12 protein-coding genes, 3 pseudogenes and 2 CRISPR repeat arrays (1 of these 17 running past the window's edge) are annotated in these 21,201 nt (G+C 40.7%); of the genes and pseudogenes, 1 reads left to right on the plus strand and 14 read right to left on the minus strand.

Annotated features, from left to right (window positions below; all coding sequences use genetic code 11):
• Window positions 1–556: direct repeats of the CRISPR family, unit length 32 nt; unit sequence ATTTCAATCCACGCACCTACGTGAGGTGCGAC; it begins 267 nt to the left of the window's first position.
• 316 nt (window positions 557–872) lie between these two features.
• From cas2 to ACFSTH_RS06600, 8 genes are all read right to left on the minus strand, one after another.
• Window positions 873–1,163, minus strand: a complete 291-nt coding sequence (cas2, locus tag ACFSTH_RS06565; protein ID WP_377770974.1) for a CRISPR-associated endonuclease Cas2 — start codon at window positions 1,161–1,163, stop codon at window positions 873–875.
• 46 nt (window positions 1,164–1,209) lie between these two features.
• On the minus strand, window positions 1,210–2,241 hold the full coding sequence (cas1c, locus tag ACFSTH_RS06570) for a type I-C CRISPR-associated endonuclease Cas1c (protein ID WP_377770861.1): 1,032 nt from the start codon (window positions 2,239–2,241) through the stop codon (window positions 1,210–1,212).
• Complete coding sequence (gene cas4 / locus ACFSTH_RS06575) at window positions 2,238–2,897, minus strand: CRISPR-associated protein Cas4 (protein WP_377770863.1); 660 nt, start codon at window positions 2,895–2,897, stop codon at window positions 2,238–2,240. The genes cas1c and cas4 overlap by 4 nt, the downstream gene beginning before the upstream one ends.
• Window positions 2,887–3,750, minus strand: coding sequence for a type I-C CRISPR-associated protein Cas7/Csd2 (cas7c, locus tag ACFSTH_RS06580; protein ID WP_377770865.1), 864 nt, complete (start codon window positions 3,748–3,750; stop codon window positions 2,887–2,889). Before cas7c ends, cas4 begins: the two co-directional genes overlap by 11 nt.
• 48 nt (window positions 3,751–3,798) lie before the next feature.
• Complete coding sequence (gene cas8c, locus ACFSTH_RS06585; RefSeq protein ID WP_377770867.1) at window positions 3,799–5,715, minus strand: type I-C CRISPR-associated protein Cas8c/Csd1; 1,917 nt, start codon at window positions 5,713–5,715, stop codon at window positions 3,799–3,801.
• Window positions 5,712–6,434: a type I-C CRISPR-associated protein Cas5c gene (cas5c, locus tag ACFSTH_RS06590; protein ID WP_377770976.1), complete on the minus strand. Its 723-nt coding sequence runs from the start codon at window positions 6,432–6,434 to the stop codon at window positions 5,712–5,714. Before cas5c ends, cas8c begins: the two co-directional genes overlap by 4 nt.
• Before the next feature lie 24 nt (window positions 6,435–6,458).
• Entirely contained in the window at window positions 6,459–8,915 is a 2,457-nt protein-coding gene (gene cas3 / locus ACFSTH_RS06595; RefSeq protein WP_377770869.1) for a CRISPR-associated helicase Cas3', read from the minus strand.
• 136 nt (window positions 8,916–9,051) lie between these two features.
• A complete protein-coding gene (locus tag ACFSTH_RS06600) occupies window positions 9,052–10,326 on the minus strand; it encodes an alpha-L-fucosidase (protein WP_377770871.1) in 1,275 nt (424 codons plus the stop codon).
• Window positions 10,327–10,866: 540 nt separating this feature from the next.
• Window positions 10,867–11,227: a CRISPR direct-repeat array (repeat unit 32 nt; unit sequence GTCGCACCTCATGTAGGTGCGTGGATTGAAAT).
• A gap of 396 nt (window positions 11,228–11,623) precedes the next feature.
• On the opposite strand from ACFSTH_RS06600, the pseudogene ACFSTH_RS06605 reads away from it, so the two are divergent.
• Window positions 11,624–12,251, plus strand: a pseudogene (locus ACFSTH_RS06605) (transposase); the annotation flags it as partial.
• Window positions 12,252–12,508: 257 nt separating this feature from the next.
• On the opposite strand, the gene ACFSTH_RS06610 reads toward ACFSTH_RS06605, so the two are convergent.
• From ACFSTH_RS06610 to ACFSTH_RS06630, 6 genes and pseudogenes are all read right to left on the minus strand, one after another.
• The gene (locus ACFSTH_RS06610) at window positions 12,509–13,426 is read right to left on the minus strand and encodes a hypothetical protein (RefSeq protein WP_377770873.1); all 918 of its coding nucleotides are present in this window, start codon (window positions 13,424–13,426) and stop codon (window positions 12,509–12,511) included.
• A 75-nt stretch (window positions 13,427–13,501) separates the two neighbouring features.
• Window positions 13,502–14,959, minus strand: a complete 1,458-nt coding sequence (locus tag ACFSTH_RS06615) for a peptidoglycan-binding domain-containing protein (RefSeq protein ID WP_377770875.1) — start codon at window positions 14,957–14,959, stop codon at window positions 13,502–13,504.
• Between the two features lie 13 nt (window positions 14,960–14,972).
• On the minus strand, window positions 14,973–18,560 hold the full coding sequence (locus ACFSTH_RS06620; RefSeq protein ID WP_377770877.1) for a S8 family serine peptidase: 3,588 nt from the start codon (window positions 18,558–18,560) through the stop codon (window positions 14,973–14,975).
• Between the two features lie 347 nt (window positions 18,561–18,907).
• Window positions 18,908–19,385, minus strand: a pseudogene (locus tag ACFSTH_RS06625) (transposase); the annotation flags it as partial.
• A pseudogene (locus tag ACFSTH_RS21085) lies at window positions 19,331–19,630 on the minus strand (hypothetical protein); the annotation flags it as partial. The pseudogenes ACFSTH_RS06625 and ACFSTH_RS21085, both read right to left, overlap by 55 nt.
• A 32-nt stretch (window positions 19,631–19,662) precedes the next feature.
• Window positions 19,663–21,198 carry a response regulator transcription factor gene (locus ACFSTH_RS06630; RefSeq protein ID WP_377770879.1) on the minus strand — a complete coding sequence of 512 codons (1,536 nt, stop codon included), beginning with the start codon at window positions 21,196–21,198 and terminating at the stop codon, window positions 19,663–19,665.
• Window positions 21,199–21,201: the final 3 nt, after the last annotated feature.

The raw sequence follows: 21,201 nt of genomic DNA on the forward strand, positions 1-21,201 counted from the left end.
CAATCCACGCACCTACGTGAGGTGCGACTTTATCCTAGCCAAAGCATCCCTACGTTGCCCATTTCAATCCACGCACCTACGTGAGGTGCGACTGCTTCAGGAGTTCAGACAATGATGATTTACCTATTTCAATCCACGCACCTACGTGAGGTGCGACTGCATTAGTGCCAGAGTCGCGTTTTGTTGGTCAAATTTCAATCCACGCACCTACGTGAGGTGCGACATAATACGATTACAGGTAATACATGTAATGATAACGATTTCAATCCACGCACCTACGTGAGGTGCGACGTAATCCAAGTAGAACAACCGAAACTATTAAATATTTCAATCCACGCACCTACGTGAGGTGCGACCAAACAATTGCCGATTATCTTGATGTTCCTATTGGATTTCAATCCACGCACCTACGTGAGGTGCGACTTAAATAAAAATAGCGCCCTAGACTTCTGCCTAATTTCAATCCACGCACCTACGTGAGGTGCGACCCAATACCTGAAACAAGCAAAAAGCCTTTCACAGACATTTCAATCCACGCACCTACGTGAGGTGCGACCGCGAAAGTGAGCAAAATAGCATAAGTTTGTAGCTGTTGCGTAGTACGGAATAGCTTCAAACGACTAGGTTGACTCTACTTTTCGCTTAATGTGTTCAGTATAGCATATTTTCATAGTAAAGTATGTTTAATTTTTCTAGTTATTTGGTGCGAATCCCCCGGGGTTTTCATGTGTGCCTCACATTCGCACCAGAGGTTCGCACTAGTTATTATGCTATTTTGGTATTGAGTATTATTTTATTATTTTTCATACTATCCCTTTATTGAATTCATAAACCAGTTCTCCAATTGTGGGATTTAAGAGAGATCTGTTGTTTTATAGAATGAGTGGTCCTTCCAAATCTAGCGATGCTTTAATACCGATATGTTCCACTTTACTTTTATAGTTTTTTCCGAGTTGGTAGAAGCGTAAGCTGTCCTGCTCTTCATCGATAATATCGATTAATTGTAATTTTAACAAGGTGAACTGTGTTTGATCAACTATGCATTCGAATACGGAATTTTGCACGCGTTGTCCATATGAGAGACATGTTTTTGCAACTTGACGCAATCTGCGCTGACCATGATGATCAATGGTGCTCACATCATATGTAATTAATACTAATATTGTAATCACCTACTTATCTATTGTGCTCTTCAACTACCTCCTTCAACTACTTCCATAAAAATGGTGGATACTCGTCCAAATCTCCTCGCAGATAACGTGCTAACAATAATGATTGTACGTGCGGAACGAGTCCCCATGCTATCGATTCACCTAGAAACGGGTGGGTTATTTTGTCTTGCTTTTTCAGTTGCCACGCTTGCAAAAATTTCTTCCTCGCTTCATCTTTCAATATGACGGCACCATTTTCTTTTTTTACAAAGTCTGGTGCACTTACTACTTTTTTATTAATGAGCGAAAGCACAAAACGATCCGCATATACGCCACGCAGTTCTTCCATCACATCCAAAGCTAAAGATGCCCGCCCCGGTCGATCTCGGTGTAAAAAACCAACGTAAGCATCCAGTCCTACTCCTTCTAATGCCGATCGCATATCGTTGGCAAGTAACGTGTAAGCAAGTGACAATAGAGCATTTACGTTATCTAACGGTGGTCTTCGAGAGCGAACTTTAAAATAAAAATCTTCCTTTTGTTGCAATATCATACTGTCGAATAGTTTGTAATAACTAACTGCCGCATGCCCTTCTAATCCTCGCAAAGTTTCTAAATCCTCACACGCTCGCACCGACTTCATCGTTTGAGTAAACTGCTTTGATGTCGCTTTGAAGTCCTCTACCGATATACGCAAGGGATGATCACGAATAGTTCGTTCCATCATCCACTTTTGATTGTACAATTTGCCCACGATAAAATTACGAGCAATACGCGCGGAAGCTTGTGTATCTTCTGAAAACAAATATTGCGTCTTTCGCAAGACGACATTTCCTTTGCTTTCACCTATTACTCTAGCCAAAAACCGCCCATTCATCGTCAGAAATACAATTGATATATTGCGCTCTGCACAATATCCCATCAAAGCTGGGCTTGCCCCTGCATAGCCAAACGTAACGATAGATTCTAAATTATGCAGTGGCAGCTTCGCCACAACTTCCTGTTCTCTTTGCAATACGACATTATCACCATCGAGGGTGAGATAGCTGTTCGGCTGTGATACGTACAATGTATTTAGCAACCTTTTCACTCGCTCACTCTCCCATCAATATAACTTTGAACCGACGAGCTGCGCATCAATTTGGGCAAACAAATATGTTTCAGCGAGCAGCTTTTGCAGAATGGTCCCGTTTTTACTTTTGGCGTATGTTTTGCTTGATAGTATCGTTGCATTTCGGTAATAATTGCGATTGTTTCTTGCTTCTGCTGTTCCGTAATATTAACTTGTATGCGTTGTTTGGTTTCATTGTAGAAGATAAACCCTGTACTAATTTCGGTCACTAACATTTCTTCCAAACAAAGCGCTTGAGCGACAATCTGTACGATATCTTCCTTGCCTCTTTTTGGTTTGCCTCGTTTATACTCTACGGGAACGACTATATATTTCCCACCATACCCCGCTAGTTCTACGCCTTGTTCATCTGCCACAAATTCGACGACATCACATCTACCAGTAATGCCATACGTCCTGGATTGTACAGGCATGGCCCGAGCAATTATTTTATCGCCTCGTTTTTCACGAATAAATGGTTCGTCCGCTTTTTGATGGAGATGCTGCCCCTCTATCGTCAGTACATTTTCTTCCCATTGTTGTTCAATATGAATGAGCGCCCATTGTCGCTTACAAAACTGAAAATGCTGTATACCAGATAGTAACAAATAATTGTTATCTGAATTATCTCCCATCTATTACTTCTACCTTCAAACCATCTAATGGTTGTACAGTAAAATCATAGTCTGTATATTGCTTCGCATGTTCCGTTAATCTCTCCCACGTAAGCGAACGGTGTACTTTTGCAGAAGAATATTGCCCTATCTTAGACGTATGCTCCCACCAATAAACCGTATTTACTTCCATACTCCCCTCGGGACGAGCAGACGACGCATCATTTTCAAATAGTGAAACTAACGCTTGCTTTATTTTCTCAGCATCTTCATTCGTAAATGCTGTTTTCTCCGCTAATTGCGTATTGATACTCCCATAAAAAACATACACACCAGCATCTACCCGATGCTTCATGCCCATCGTATCCGATCCTTTGGCATCACCTGGTTCTGAGTTAACACTTTTTGTAATTTGCGTACTCGTAATATCTATCGGATCAAGACTGGTTGCAGGATGAAGCGATATTGGTCCTCGCACACCTTTCGATACACTATCACCACTTTTTTCACCTTTAAATGCAAATACTTGCCCGAATCCACGAACGTCAATCCATTGATCACATGCTGCTAGAGCAAATTGATCAGAAGAACTTTTTTTTGCTTTCATCAGCTCTTTTAATGCTGGCACAGCATCTGCGCGTTCTCGTAAACTAGTAAACTCGTCTACTTTGCGATCGTTCGATTGTACAAATATCGCTTCTCCCATATCTTGCAATCTATTGCGAATCTTTCTTTTGAGAGCTACATCCGAAATTTCACCGAATCCGTCAAAATTTTGTCGGGGACGATTACCGTTAAGCGGATCACCGTTAGGGTTAGCATTTTTTATAGATAATACAACAGCAAAATCAATTTTATGATCAAGAATAGTCATAATTTGTCTCTCCTTTAATAGTTTTATTTATTCCATACCTAATTTCACCTAGATTTCAGTTTCTTCTTCGATAGCCGCTGCCGCTTTTGCGCCACCTTGATATAATTCATGACGTTGGCTGTAAAACCCTAACAAATAAAGACTCGTTAATGGCTGGTTGTTAAACTGTTCTACCGGCATCTTTGCACCAATTTCGTCGATAATTTTGTTCCAATACGTTGCCTTCGTTCCCAATCTTGCTTGATAGGGTTGTAAGCTTTGTTGAATGGTAGACCACGTTCTAGCTGGATGACGAACAAAAGCATTCATATATCTAATCGCATTCGTTGCTCGTTGCTCTCCTCCTAGTGCGTTTCTTTCGAGTACATCCGCTACAGCAAGTAGCCGTCCGAATAAGTAGTTACGATCTACATTTTCCTTGTCTAGCGCCACATTCATTCCCTCCTGTTTGTTCACTAAAGCACAAGCAATACTTAATGTTTTTTCCCATTCCCATCGTTCCATTGCAACCGGATTAGAAGCTCGCTGTACAGCACTCTGCACAATATCACGGGGAATCGTTTGTTGACTGCTATCTATCATGCAAGTAAGCATCCGTTCCATTAAACCTTTGACGAGCTTATCGTCTGCGCGGGGTCCATAGGCGGCAAAGGCAATATCTTTGGTCGCTGGCGCACCAAAAAAACGGACGAACTCTCCTTGTTCATTTTTGCGATATCTGTGTAGCCAAGTACAGGTCGTATGCCATTGCTCTAACCGCTGCAAATACAGTTCCTTGTCCATATTGCGATAATAGATTACTGCCATTCTTCCCGTCGTTGCTGAATCAAGTACCATAATATTAATTGGCGTATGCTCCAATCGTTGTTGCATCGCTGATAAACTATTACGATAACCACTCATCGCTTTTGCTACTTCTTGCGCTAATTCTTCGTAGGTGTGAACAGCCACTCCTTCTTCTAATACAGCTGTCGGATCGAGCGAAAAAAAATCATCCATCATATCTGGTAGATCGAGCTGCTCGTTACCCCATACTAAAAAGACACGTTCATCTACTACTTTCGCTTGCCTGTTTATTAACCACTTCAATGCGTTATGCGCTTTTTGCGATACATCATAGCCGATGCTAGCCGCTTCATTTGCTATATCGAATCGTCCTCGATACGTAAAGCCAGAGGAATCATTGGCTGAAATTAATTTTGCTTTATCTGCCGCATGCCTTATTTTATTAGCATGTTTCACTGTTCCAGGCTGCGTATTGCCAGTCACATAACAGATATCTTGCTCACTTAACTGATCGCTATAAAATCCGATATATGAGTCATACATCTGCTTGTCATTCCATACCTCTGTCAAATGCTCCGTCGGCGAGTAAACGTTAAACCGTACGAAAGCATCCTCCTGATCGCCAGCAACGATCGAAAAAATAGCTGGTCTAATAGAAGCAAGTGACTCATGCCGTTTTTCCCATTTTGTAATCAACCGTCCATCATCATTTACATATAAAATATCATGAGCAACTAAGTCAGCAATAAGCTGTCCTTTTTGCAAATAATGGTACATACTTTTCACTTTATTGATCCCATGTGGGGAAGAAGCCCACAAACGTAACTGTTCTATATATTTCGTATGATGTTCTAATTTCTTATTGTTACGTCCAAATTGTCCGTAGTCACCTGCAACGTAGCTTAACTTATCGTGCAAAGGATACGGATAATTCGCACTCCCTGATCGACTGGCGGAATCTTCCGTTGTCGGAATTAACGTACTCATCTCTTGTTTGGTAAGCACCGTTGCGCTATGGAAGTTTCCGTCCTCTGTTATTTGCACTTCAATATGCGCATTTTGCGTCGTATGTCCGATAGGTAGTAGTGCATATTCCTGTCCATTAAACTTTTTCTCTACTTTCCCAATAGCAGCTTGATTCGCTTCGTACGTTTCATAGAGTTGGAGTAGCCAGCTCATATCGCCCCCTCCTGTTGCTTTAATTGATCCCATAACAAATCAGCCGCTTCGATATTTTCCTTCTGAAAATTCTTCATGACCGCTTGACGGATCGGACGAACTAACGTACATGCTTCTGGTCGGATAAAATCAATCGTGCCATGCTTCATCACCGGATTCCACAACCTTACTGCGAGCTCTTCTTTGCCCGTTTCATCAGGATAGTTGATCCCATGAATCATCGTTCCGAGATAAATGTCCGGATAGGCATCGTAATAGCTCTCTCCTTCACCGAACACACATGGCTCCACGTAGCCCTGACATTCTCTCGCACCAAGAAAGATGTCACGTCTTCCCCCTACTTTGAGCGCTCGCTGCAAAATATTGTGATGTTTATGTTCATTTCGATCAAACGCTAAATCATCACGGTGCAGATTGAATTCAAAATGAGCTTTCACTTGATAATGAACGTCTCGCAAATAAGCATAGTGCGCCAGCGTATTACCACCGCCGTAATCCAATGGACGCATCCCCTTCGACTCCATTCGAATCGGCTTCATTACTCGCACCGCATCAATATACATAATTAAAGTTGGTTTCCAATATATACTCTCTACAATACCTTGTAACGCACTATAAGTAGGTACTTGATAACTGAGCTTTTCACCACCTAATTTTGTCAACGGATCAGTAAATAAGGCATAATCTCCATACACTTCAAACTCAATCGCATTTCTAATTTTCAACCGGCGCACCTCTCTCCTTTAATAGGCTAAAAACTCACTTTCACTATTCCCTCTCACATCAACACCAAATTCAGCGCTATACGAAGTTTCCAATAAAGCAAATACTTTTCCATCAAAAAGAGAGACGATTCCTCCCTGCTGATTCAATGCCCGTAGTTCTCCTTCATACAAATTAACCGTATATTGCTGGGCTAGTTTCAACCAATCCGACAGCTCATCGATGTCCAATTGACCATTCAATGCAGCTATTATTTCTTTCCCTTTCGCTTGATAGGGTACAATAACCGACTTCGTATAATTAGCGATCACTGCAAAATGATCTGCTGCCGTACGCATACTGCTCGTCATAAACAAAGGCAATGCTTTCTTGTATTGCGCGACATAAGCTTGATAATATGAACGTTGCTCCTGTCGATGACCTAACAACAAACTCGTCATATCTTTGCTCAATGGCTGGATTGGATAATTCAGCTCGCCAGATAATTTGCTATAAAATCGTTCAAAATACCACTGTATCGCTGAAGCAGACAGCAAGTCACCACCATGCATGGTAGGGTCGTTTGTTACATCTATTAATATCTGTTTCGTAATCTCTTTGCCTACTCTTATTTCGGTTAATCGATCTAATCGTTCTTCTGCATGGTCGATCAAGTAAACATTTCTCCGCTCCCACTCGCCGTGTCGGTTACACCTTCCAGCCGCTTGCGCCATCGAATCCAATCCAGCTAGCGAACGAACAACGCACTCGAAACTAATATCTACTCCCGCTTCTATCAGCTGTGTACTAACACAAACGACCGGTTGCCCCCCTTTCAATCGTTGCTTCACTTCTTCTAAAATCGCTTTTCGATGAGCGGGACACATCGCAGTGCTCAGATGATAGACCTGCACCGACAGATCTGCTAACAATTCATATAAACGAGCAACGACTGCTTTCGTATTCAATATCACTAGCACACTCCGTACTTCTACTAACTGCTCTACGACAAAGGATGCTAATTGCGTCGAATCCATCGTTTCTTTTGTCGCCAGATCTACCATTTCCACTCGTTTAAACGCTGTTGCTATTGCAGGCAAATGAGACGTTATTTCCGTTTCTTTATTTATTTGCAATTTATGTTCTACAAAGTTTAATGCTGGCTGTGTCGCTGTACAAAGCACGATCGAACTGGCTGCATAATTACGTAAAAAGTTTAATGACCAATTGAAAAGCGAGACCGTATGAATCGGAACCTTTTGTACTTCGTCAAAAATAATAACCGCTTCACTCAGTTGGTGTAATCGTCTAATGTTACGTGATCCTTTCATATAAAAAACATTTAAAAACTGAACCATCGTCGTAAAAATAATAGGAGCATCCCAATTATCTTTGGCAAGTTGCAGTTTCTGGACAGTGTTACTCCAGCCATCTAGCTGTTCATCATCCCCACTATCTTCTATCACATTAGAATGATGCTCTAACAAATGCTGATCGTCCGCAATAATTTGCCGAATCTCCTGAGCGTTTTGTTCCAATATTGTCGTGTAAGGTATGATATAAATAATCTTCTGTTTGCCATGCAAGATAGCGTGCTTCAATCCATAACGAAAACTAGCTAACGTTTTTCCACCACCTGTCGGAATCGATAACGTGTACATATCAGTAGCTTTCTCTGCATAACTATCACAATTTTCCGACATTTCTGCTCGCAACTGATTTATTACAGATTCCTGGTCGGAACCTTCTTTAAAACTAGCTAACTTTTTCATTAATTTCACATAGTAACCTTCCAATAACTGCTTGCGCTCTGCTTTCTCTTCCTCTAACGATAGAATCGGCTCGATGACCTGTTCTTCAAATCGCCTCGTATTCGTCCGATCAGCATCAATGACAGCACTGAACACATATTTCGACAAAAACAATAGTTTATTTTCCAGAGAATCGGCTACTGATTTATGCAAATAAGACTCTATTTCCTCTGCTGCTCTAGCCGCGTAACGATCTAATTCTTCTTCACTCATTACTTCTGCAAAAAACAACTGACAAGCTTGTTCATATTGTAGTTCTTCCGCTGGTTTGTCTTGCACACGCTGTAAGTATTCTGATGCTAACTGCGGACTAAGAAAATCTCGTAAATACGAGTGATGCGATATAATCGCATTACCTGCCACTTCTGCTACCATATACAAATATTTCGCTTGTGGTTGATCATGATGTTGCGTATGATAGCGATCAAACAACAGTTTACCTCCTGCTGTCGAATGATCGATGCTTCCTCTCTTTTGTGCTCGCTCCGGATGAAACACCGCCTGCCATATATAATCTTTAAATTGATCTGTATACTTGCCCAAATCATGTAATAAACCAGCTAAACCAGCAACATGCTTCACACCGATCTTCGCACCAAATTGTTCTGCTAGCTGCTGTACGCCAAGCAAATGCTCTCTCACCGATTGAATCGCCTGATCCTGCTCCCGTATATGTGCGATATACATTGACCCGCTCCTTTCACCGTAATACCAGAATATGTATTGACATAATTCTACACATTTCCCAAAAACCCTGCAGATATCAACAAAAAAAATAACGACTAAGAGCAAAATTCACGCTTTAGTCGCTTTTAGCCACTATTTATTTATATTCAGGAAATATCGGTTGCTGTTCAAACTCCACCGCTATCACCGTATTCCATGTATCGCATAGGTTGGTTGGCACATCAATTTCTAATTTGCTTACCACAAAATCCCCTTGTCCACCACCCAAATACCCACTCACATTTATCGTACGATAAGTAAGCTCCTGCGCACTATTTACCGCATATACTCGCTTCACTGTTCCCCCAATATTGCGTAATTCTACAGGAAAACGTGGAAAATCTAGAACGTGCAAATAAATCGTACTCCCATTCCTCGTCATCGGTCCATAAAAACTAGCTGGGTAATGTACAGGTACAGGAGAGCTACCGTAGATACTTTCGCCAGAATGAGCTAACCACTCCCCTATTTGTGCCAAGCGCTCTGTCGCTTCCTTCGGCCAAGTTCCGTTCGGATGAGGTCCTACATTTAATAGTAAATTTCCACCTTTGGTCGCAACTTCAAGTAACGTTTCTTTTAACTGATAGACACTTTTATAGGCATCCGAGTCAGGATGATACGCCCATTGCTTGTTCATCGTCATACTTACTTCCCACCAACCATCTGGAGGATGGACAGGAATAAACTGTTCTGGCGTTGTATAATCTCCTGCTTCCGGTAGACGATCATTAATAACAAGATGAGGCTGGAGGTTTAACATCATTTGTTTCACTTCGCTACTCCGCCAACGATCTGCTCCAAACCCCGGTACATCAAACCATATAAGATCAATACGACCATAATTCGTTAATAATTCTCGTAATTGCTCAACAAACCGTTTATGAAACTCCCACCAGCGCTGTGGTGCATAGACGTTCGTTTTTGGTGACTGGATACCTTGACGAATCGGAATTGTAGCAAAATCAGGATCATACCAATCTATCGTTGTAAAATATAACCCTACCTTCAAGCCCTCTGCTCGTGCAGCTTCTACAAACGGCGCTATCAAATCTCGCTTCGGTCCTCGCTGCACCGCATTATAATCTGTAGTAACTGTATCAAACAAACAAAAACCATCATGATGCTTAGCAGTCAGTACGATATACTTTGCTCCCGCTTCTTTTGCTGCACGTGCCCATTCGATTGGATCATATTGATCTGGTTGAAATTCGTCCGCCAAACCTTCATATTCAGCAGCTTCCAAATATTGATGATTGCCTTTCATCAACGGCCAAGACGCTTCAATGCCTCGAACAGCATAAGGACCCCAATGAATAAAAATACCAAACTTCGCTTCCGCAAACCACTGTGCTTCTGAATGTGTTGCTTTCATAGTTATCATCTCCTTTTTTTATTTCATTCACAATCTGCTAGCTACCACTTACCATTACTCACATTTTTATAACCATATTGCTTTAACCTCATCCTATCACGGCATCAACTAACCGTCTTTGTCTATTCGTTCTATAGTTTAGCTAATCGTTCGGTATAATAACGGAGAGTAAAAACAACCTTGTTAACTAGCACAACCACTTGTCCTTTCTCACCACTTATGCATAACATCTTGCCATATCATATTTACACTCAAAATAACTATTGATACAATATTAGTTACAATTATAAAAAGATAAAATGATAAAATATAGATATATCCTGCCATAGCAAAATAACATACAAATCAGTGCGAACCTTTGGTGCGAATGTGAGGCACACATGAAATCCCTGGGCGATTCGCACCAAATAACTAGAAATATTTAACATACTTCACTATGAAATATGATATACTGGAAACATTAAGTGGAAAACGGAGCCAACATAGTAGTTTACAGCTACCTCATAGCTGCAAAATTATGCTATTTTGCTCACTTTCGCGGTCGCACCTCATGTAGGTGCGTGGATTGAAATCAACCTAGCATTCTGGCTTTGATTGCGTCTGGCACGTCGCACCTCATGTAGGTGCGTGGATTGAAATGATTTGTCGGCGATGTTTACGGTAATTAATCATTGTCGCACCTCATGTAGGTGCGTGGATTGAAATATTCTTCCACCTGTCATAAAGCGCCTTGCTATAAGTCGCACCTCATGTAGGTGCGTGGATTGAAATACCATACGCACTCGCAACTCCGTTGTTATCAAGTCGCACCTCATGTAGGTGCGTGGATTGAAATACGTTGATTTATTAAGTTACTGCCAGCAACATACGTCGCACCTCATGTAGGTGCGTGGATTGAAATGACCTCAAAACGGTCATCTTGCGTATCGACAGCGTCGCCCCTCATGTTGCGTAAATTAAAATTGCATATGTTGCAATCGATATTTAATATTGGTTGCAGGTAGTTCCTCACCAACTACACGAGTTAAAATGCAAATAAGCCGCCCACAACGGCGACTATCATGCTTCGGCATAGAAGTGGTCATGAGCTAGAACAAAGCTAATGATTACACTTTACTCCTGTGAAGGTAATTTTTTGCTTAAAGAGTAAAGTGTAAGTGAGATGCGGACAAGACCAGTATTTTTACAATAAGACGAACGAATTAAGGCACATTTCCTCGTTTATTTCCTCTTCTTATTAAGTTACCACTTAATTGAAAAAAACTTAACGAATTACGATACCTTCGATTTGATTGTACTTTTCTCCGAGGAATTGCAAAGTGTTACGGATCTCAAATCAATTAATTTCTCACAGTTAGGCAGACGTTTATCAAATTCCTACCGTTTTTTTCGAAATATATATCTTAACTTGGTAGCACAAATTCATGCGCAAAAACTAATTTTGCAAGTAGAAGAAAAACAACAACACCGCTTAAGATCATGGATTCGAGTACCTTGCCATTGAACTTACATAACCATAAATGGGCTAAGTTTCGAAAAAAAAATCTGGCGTAAAGCTACATGTACGACTAGTGTTTATGGAAAAAGGTTGCTCCTATCCCGATCAAGTCATGCTTACGAATGCTATCGAACATGATCGGGGTCAACTGGAAGTGTTAGTTGACGACCGAGCATGCATGTATGTATTCGACCGCGGTTACTTAGATTATGAACGATTCGATCGCATGACAGATGATGGATTTTTCTTTGTTTCCCGTCTACGAAAAAACGCGGTTGTGCTTCAACTGGAAAGCTTTACTCTAGGGGGAAAATCACCGATCTTGTCGGATGAAATGGTCGTGCTCGGTACCACATAAAATCGTTCTGAAAATGTATTTCGCTTTGTACTGAATTCAAAAGGGAGTGAACTATATCTATTAAAGAATTGCAGGCTTCCCTATGGAAATCTGCTCAAAACTGGCTGCGTAAAATTCAAGGGAAAGGAGTTACTTAAACTATTTTGTTTCTGTCTCCCCAACCCGATGTTTACCACCTTTGATTACATGTTTTAATTTTTTCATTCAATCGAGAATAATTTAACAGAATATTCTGTTAAATTATTGCTGCCTGTAAATCATTTCTTTCATGATTCACAGGGCAGCAAAACTTCATAATTCGTGTGGGTGCCAACAAACGCTTTTCCTCAATGAACATCCTTCCTATTCAGATGACAAAAATCCAATAAGGCATAAAAGATTTGCAAACTCCGATAAGGCGAAGCGGGACCTTCCTTTTCCAATAGTTTATCCAATGCAAGGAAAACATCTCGTTCCAATTTATCACCGTAAGCATCCGCTGGTGAACCATCCGTAACCCTCTCAAGCGCATACGCAAAAGTATTACATCGATTGCGTTTTATCTCCGTTGGTTTGTTGCTAGAGTTTCGCCACGCCCATAATGCCGCCATATCTCGAAAATAGTGCAAATGATACATCTGGTAAAACTCCGAATCATACGTAAAAAGGCCTTCTGCCTCCTGCTGTGCGACAAGGTCAGCGGTAGTTAAAGCCTGCCCTGAGCCATTAGTCAAATCATTACCGATTTTATTTCGAATTGTAGCATAATGAAGCAGTTTGTCATTGCCGTAGTAGGGGTTGCGGTTATCAAAATCGAGAGTCCAGAACTCTCTCTCTGCCGGAGTCGCATATGCAGGAAGTGCGAGCTGTCCGCTAATAATTTCCTCTTGCCGAACTTCTGGAAAAACAAGTAGTTCTCGCGATTTCTTCTTAAGTCGCTCTTCCAGAAACGAGTACCAGTAGCCGGTATCATCGTCTACTCGAAGTCGCTTTAATAACGGCTTAATCTCGAAAAAAAATTCAGCAATCTCATGATGCGTTTCTACGGGCGCATAGACCGTTTTTGTCACGTCAGAAAATCGCAGCTTGGAGTTAAAGCATATCGCAATCGACTCGCACCGAGGGTGTGGCGTAACAACCATATGATCCGAACCGCTACTCTCAACCTTCCAGCCATGCGTAAGGGTAAATTGTTGTACTTTTGCTAAGATGGCATGAACATGATCCATCGAAGCTGCTGTGCCTTGATACGCGATAGTTGTCATTTCGTTCTCCTCACTATTGTTATTTGCCGAGGAGTTTCGTAGATCAGCAACAAAACTCCTCTGTATCTATCATTTCTATGGAGTTAAAATTATAGCAAGTCCACCTGGTCCTGAAACAGGGATAAGTAAAATGCCAATAACCGCTTTTCCTACTCGATAGGTCACATAACCTGCGCCTATAGCACCAGCTGCAACCGCAACCGTCTCGATATCCGGTGCCGTTTGTTTCACTTTATTTTCATTCGCTTTTGGTACAGGCACCGGTTGTGTTGTAGGTGTTTTGCTTTTATCTACAGCACTATAGTAAACCATACCGCTCTGGTAACTAGCCATAGGACCTTTATTCCCACCTGGGCGAACATACAAATACTTTGTCGTCGACCAATCTATACTTATAGGCAGGATGGACCTACCTGTCCTTAACGGGAAGTATGACTGAACTGTATTAGCACTGCGAATAATGTATCGTTGTAATTGAACAGCTCCATTCCTCTTGCTCGTTGCAGAAGCATTTTCATTGTATCTGTTGTTGTCAGGCTTGACCTCCCATACCTCACGCGTTTTTTTGTCTACAATATCAGCTCTTCCCGTCCCGCCATTCACGCTACCGCCGGGAACACTGACTTCGGCGCATACACCGGAACTGGTCGTACATAATCCGCCAGAATTATACCTGTTATTTCGGAGTTGATAAATGACCGCTTGCTGCACAAGATCATGTTGTTGCCGATAATAATTAATCTGACTCAGCGCTCCCAATCCCCGAACATTACTTGTCCCTGAATTAAACAAAGCGTGATAGGTTGCTGCATCTACATTGCCTGTGATGCTAAGTCCACTGGTGGATGCCTGAAACAACTTTACAGCTTCCATAATATCACCACCAAATACGCTGTCCTCTTCTGGAAAATCAATATACCCATACAATTCCAAAACCCGCTGTATGACCAGTACGTCAAATCCGCTTATGGGATTACTAGAATTATACGACAAATTTCTATTTAATGGAAAATTCGAATTTCCACCTAACTTATTAACCGCATAAGTTGAGTATGGATTCATAATGATATAGTCCACCCGTGACAAATTGGCAAGATTGTGCAATTGCTCCTGTATCTTCACTTTCTCCGAATAGGATCGAAGACCATTCACATATTCATTCTCTGCTAACTGCCATGAAGTTGAGATTGCATCAATTCTGTCTGTTATTCTACGATCCTTGATATAAACATCCAATGGTTCAGCCTGTATAGTGATCATGCCGTTGTTTGAACCTTCGGAAGGAGCAGGTACAACAACAACACTTTGATTTATCTCCCCTTCAGCATTGTATGTGTATGTAATAATTTCTTGGGCGCCATTCAGATAAAGTATTGTTTCTTTGACAATTTTTCCATCATTTACTTCATAGATGCTGGAGGATGGCTGATCGCGATCGATGGTTGCATTTGGTTCCGCTGAGACAACACCTAATCCTATGATCATCGAGCTGATGATAAGCCAGCTCAGTATCTTAATTAAAGACGCTTTCATAGTATACTCCTTCCTATTGCACGGTTAATGTGTAAGAGACGTTGGATATCTGGGAACGGTAGGCTCTTACCTTGATTGAATATGTTTGGTTTGCTGTTAAGGAATGTGTGATCGAAAAATTCAAGTTGCCTGAAGAATCATCATTATGTGCGATGACATTTTTACTGGAATCGTACAATGACCCCATTGTATCTGTACTTCCCGAAGTCGAGAATGTATACGCACGACTTACACTTGGAGTAAAGATATAGATATCTTCATCCCCAGCATAATTTATCATTCGATTCAAAGGTGAATTTAACAAAATATTCTCTCCGTCTACATTGTCATCCACTTGTGTTGCTAACAGACTATAATTGCCAATCGATGCTTCGTAATAGTGATACACTTTTAAATAATAAGTTCGGTTGGCATACAGTTCAGCAGTCACGTTAGACGTAAGCAGCCCGTTAAAATCATCGTTAAAGGCGATATCAATATCTTGTTGATCGTATAACTCCATAACTGTATCCATATTGCCAAATGTTTGGAAGGAATATACCCCGTTTGTGAGAGGTTGGTACGAAAATACATTTTCTTCGTCTGGCACACTTATGTTGGCATTGTACATGGTGTTCAAATGAATTGCAGTAGGCAAAACATTCTGCTGAGTCAATGAGAGTGTGTAGGGTCCTGTGTTAGAGCTTGAATAGTGTCTGACGTGTATGTAGTAGACTTGTCCAGCACTCAGGTTATGCGTAATTGCAAAGTTGCTTCCATTGCTATCGTCATTAAATGTAAGCTGATTGCCGTTGTTATCCAACAAATAACCATAAGTATCCGTTGAACCTGTCGTGCTTATCGTATATATTCCAGGAGATGCCACTGTAAACTTGAAGTAGTCCTGATCACCACCGTAGTTGATAGTAGCCTCAAGTCCATTTCCCAGAGTGATAGTTCCTGCGGTAAGCAACGTGTTGCCATAATCATCATAAAGAATGCTACCACCCAAGGCGTTTGTGATTAATTGTTTTTCAGAAGCGCTGAATACGGATAACACATCGTAATTAGAGAAATGCTTCAAGGTGCTGATAAATAAATTGAATTTCCCAGAATTGGAAGTCGGTAACTGATTTGCAGGAATTGTCGACAGTTCTCTAAATGTGCTTTTAAATGGCGCCCAACCGATTATATCTTTTAACTTAATAAAACTATATGTAAGCGCATCATGGTGATAGGTACCCAATGCGAAGGTTTTGTCGTAGCTCCACTGGGAGTCTGTCTTGTAGTAATTTTTCAGTTGGGATCCAGTATATTTGACTCCTCCGTGATAGACAATGCCATTGTTTTGCTCGATGGCATAATACATTTTAAAGTTTGCCCAAAACTCTCCATTAAAGTTCCAGACATTCTGGTCAAATTCGTGAGATATCTCATGTGTAATACCAAATGACCAATCATCGTTATTGTTAATGCTCATCAGTTCTTTCTTGACCCCGATCTGGCTCCATAAAATCGGATTTCCTGATGTCGCCCAATATCCTGGATGATTATTACGTGTCGACTTGATCTCAATCTTCTGACCGCCGTATGGAACAATGTCTACCAAATCCTGATAAGCTAGATAAACAGTATCAAGATGATTGAGCCATCTCGTAAAATTTCCGGAGGTAATAACACTGGTGTCAACACTTTCCAAGTTCGTGTACACATACGTCCCATCTCTTCTGTTAAGCACTTCTGGTGTAACATATGGCGTTTCTATCTGGAAAGAAATATCCTTTCGTAGCCAAGAGTTAGAACTGTCTGTGTACCAGAATAACTTTACAAGGTAATGACTGCCCTCATCCAGATTTTCGACTTGATAGCTCCCACTTGCACTGGACCAAGTACCTGTAATGTCTATCCAAGTTCCCGTCTTATTGTCATAATAAGACAATCCATTCCCGTACTGACCGGATATGGGGAAAGTTGCGTTTACAGTCATGGAAGTGCCGGTAATGTTACTCACAGTTAAGGAAGGGGTCGCCTGAATGCCTTCCATATTTTCCGGATAGGTAGTGTCGGTTATACTTGGCGCTTCCGGAAGCATGGATTCTGGCAGCGTGGGAATGATATTCAGCAGGTTATACAAATCTTCTTCCACAGTACTGCCCTCACTGCGGGTGTTTTCATCCACCGGAAACACGAAATCGCTGATGCCTAACCGAGCTAAAGCCTTGTGGGCATGTACCATCATTTCGGAAGGGATTTTTCCGGTTAGTGTAGATAGTCTCAAACCATTAGACTCTAATACACTCTTGGCATTTTGCACACTCAAAGATGGATCCGCCGAGAAAAGTAAAGCCGCCGTACCTGTAACATATGGAGCTGCCATCGAAGTACCGCTTAAAAAACCAAACTGATTGTTTGGCAATGTACTCATAATGTGAACTCCAGGAGCTGCCAAGTCTACACTAGAACCATAATTGGAAAACTGCGCCAAGTCGCCCCGTTGATTTACTGCCGCGACATTGATTATATTTGGAATTTCGAAACTTGCAGGATAAAATGGCTGTGTATTCAAGTCTTTTCCGTTATTTCCGGCGGCACTGACGAACAGTATATTCGAATTTTGCATGGCATCCAATAACGCTTGGTTGTAGTCCAATCCACCCCAGCTGGTATTAATAATTTTAACTCCCATTTGTTGAGCGTATTCAATCGCTTCAATGGCATCGGATGTGTATCCGTAGCTTCCATGTATGAATTTCAGCGACATAACCTTTACTTGAGGAGCAATACCCACAACACCATCACCATTGGCACTGGCAGCGATAATTCCAGCTATATGGGTTCCATGCAAATCTGCAGTGTCGTTGTCAAACACAGTATGATCACCATTGGCAAAGTCATACCCCGATACATCGTCTATATAGCCGTTTCCATCATCATCCAGCCCATTGCCTGGTATTTCGCCACTATTTATATAAATAGTGGAACTCAGTTCAGGATGTGTAATATCAATCCCTGTATCCAGTACACCGACTATAACATCGGGACTTCCTGTTGAAATTCCCCATGCTTCTGCTGCCCCTACATCGATGTCTGGTATCCCGTCCTGACCTGAGATATGTTGTCCGCTATTGTGCAGTGACCACTGGCTACTCCACAAGGAATCGGTCGGAAATGTAGCAGGTAGTAGCCGATAGTTTTTCTGGGCATAAATAACGTTGGGATCCTTTTTAAATTCATTGATTACTTGACTAATGTCTTCTTTCCCCTCGACCACCAAAAGTTCTGTCTTCTTGCTCATTTTTTTGGCTTGATCAGCTCCTTCCTTTACTGAAAACCCCCTTTTCACTTTGTTTTTTGTGCCCTGAGCCTTGGTTTCGTCTTTGTATTTAACAATTATCTCCTTGTCCTCTCTACTTGGGATATCGTATTTTGAATTTTGTGATATTTTTTCAGAGCTTGCTTCTTTGGAAACTATTTCTTTTTTGCTATTGGTGTGATCCAAACTTACAAAACTATAGTCATTACTACTACTTTCTTTAGCAATGATTGGTTCATTGAATGATGCCATGTTTACGATCAGCGACATCAATCCGAGACTCAAGGTCAACTTTTTAACCCAATGCATGTCATTCACCTCACTAAAAATAAATGTTTTATACTTAAAGCTAAAAAGCAACACCGTAACCCTGCTATCCTGTCTTTCGACATAAAAAATCACTCCTATATTTGTAATATCTTACTTAACCGAAATATAGCACAAACAACTTGTCGAACATTGTCAAAATTTCTGGTATTTATAAATTTTAACTAAAATTTTGTTAATCCATTCTCGATTGAATGAAAAAATTAAAACATGTAATCAAAGGTAGTAAACATCGGGTTGGGGAGACAGAAACAAAATAGTTTAAGTAACTCCTTTCCCTTGAATTTTACGCAGCCAGTTTTGAGCAGATTTCCATAGGGAAGCCTGCAATTCTTTAATAGATGTAGTTCGCTCCCTTTTGAATTCAGTACAAAGCGTAATACATTTTCAGAACGATTTTGTGTGGTACCGAGCACGACCATTTCATCCCGGCAAGATCGGTGATTTTCCCCCTAGAGTAAAGCTTTCCAGTTGGCGCACAATCGCGTTTTTTCGTAGACGGGAAACAAAGAAAAATCCATCATCTGTCATGCGATCGAATCGTTCATAATCTAAGTAACCGCGGTCGAATACATATATGCATGCTCGGTCGTCAACTAACACTTAGAGTTGACCCCAATCATGTTCGATAGCATTCGTAAGCACGACTCGGTCGGGATAGGGGCAACATTGTTCCATAAACACTAGTCGTATATGTAGCTTTACGCCAGATTTTGTTTGACGAAACTTAACCCATTTATGGTTATGCAAGTTCAATGGCAAGGTGCTCGAATCCATGATCTTAAGCGGTGTTGTTGTTTTTCCTCGGAGAAAAGTACATCTTTAACAGTGAAAACCTCAAGAGTGCTTATTTGACAGGCATTCTCGCTGTTTTTTGGGTTCTCAAAAGTGAGTACTATTTTTACTATCTTCGTATCGGTTCGAAAATCGAAAGTATCGTAATTCGATAATTTTTTTTCAATTAAGCGGTAACTTAATAAGAAGAGGAAATAAACGAGGAAATGTGCCTTAATTCGTTCGTCTTTTTGTAAAAATACTGGCCTTGTCCGCATCTAACTTACACTTACTCCAAAATAAAAAGCAGTTATTCCATACAGCTTTTTTTGTATTCTTTGGGAGTTTGTCCTGTTATTTGTTTGAACAATTTACTGAAGTAAAAAGGGTCTTGGTAACCAACCATGAAGGCAATATCTTTAAAAAACAAACGAGGTTGTGTTTTAATGAGATGCTTCGCTTGCTTTATTCTAATGTGAATTAAGTAATCGATTGGACTATAGTTATATTTATGCTTGAATATTCTACCCAAGTTAGATGCACTTCTATTAAAACGTTGTGCCAAATCGGCAAGTGTAATGTTTTCTGTAAAGTGACTCTCTAAATAAGTTTTAAGTTCTACCGTCCAGCCTTCGTCTACTGAAATATCACTATAGTAAGTATCGATATAATAACCGAATAATTCTAATACAAGTTGAATTGCTTCCTGCTGGTCATCTGCCGAAAAAACAATTTCTTCTGCCTCATTAATCCAGTATGCATAACTAGCTTCACGATTTGCTACAATTTCCTTACCTTCCTTGCTTTGATGCTGTTGTAGATAATGAAATAAAAATGAGAGGGTTTCACTCCATTGTTTTCTGCTAGCTTCTTGCCACTTCACATCTTGCAGCACCTCAAATAGAGCATCTAAAAAAAGCTGCTTTTGTGACATGGTCAAATAAATAACGAGTTGCTTTTGTGTCGTTTCTGCTATCGGTAAAAGTAAGTTATCCAATACAACAGGTTCAGCATCTATCACCTCAATATATGATCCTTCAAAAGGGAAACGTAACATCGCTGTTTTTCTTACTTTGTGCAATGTACCATGCAGATTGGTTTGTAGTTGATGAGTCATCGCTATAGTAATAGCGACATTATGATCCGCTACACTCGATAATTGTTGCTTCAAACGGTTCAAGCGTTGTTCACCCACGCTGTATACACCAACTACGTATAATTTTTCATTGGACGCTCGATTATAGGTATTATAAATTTTCTCACCATTTTCCAACGTCTCTTTTAACACGTCATCGTATACATCTACTTGCATCAACCGTTTTTTCTCTATAGGCTGCCATATGCAAACTACAATATAATAAGCATAATAAAAGTATTCTTGCATAGTAAATAAGCTAGAGAGCTGCTGCGAACGAGCTGTACTTGTTAACGTAAATTGTTGCAGTAACTCCTCTTCGATTAACTGCTGATTAGCATATAGTGTTTGTTTCACCTGTTTTAAAAAAGGAGCAATATTGTCAGCCGTAGGAGGTTTAATTAAAAAATGATTGACTCCCAATTGTAGTGCTTGATGCGCAATTTCAAAATCACGATAGCCTGTAATAATAGTACATAACATCTCTGGATATCGTATTTTTACATGCTCAATTAATTGGATTCCATCCATCACTGGCATGTTAACATCCGTTATTAATAAATGGGGCTTAAGTACATCTAGCTCAAACAAGGCATACTCTCCATTTTCATACTCCCCGACTATTTTAAACTGATTGTCCATGCTCGTTATTTTTTCTCGTATACTTTGTAAAATTAACGGTTCATCTTCTACTATAACCACTCTAAACATCCT

This window comes from Paenibacillus yanchengensis, assembly GCF_042684845.1.
Classification (GTDB): Bacteria; Bacillota; Bacilli; order Paenibacillales; family Paenibacillaceae; genus Pristimantibacillus; species Pristimantibacillus yanchengensis.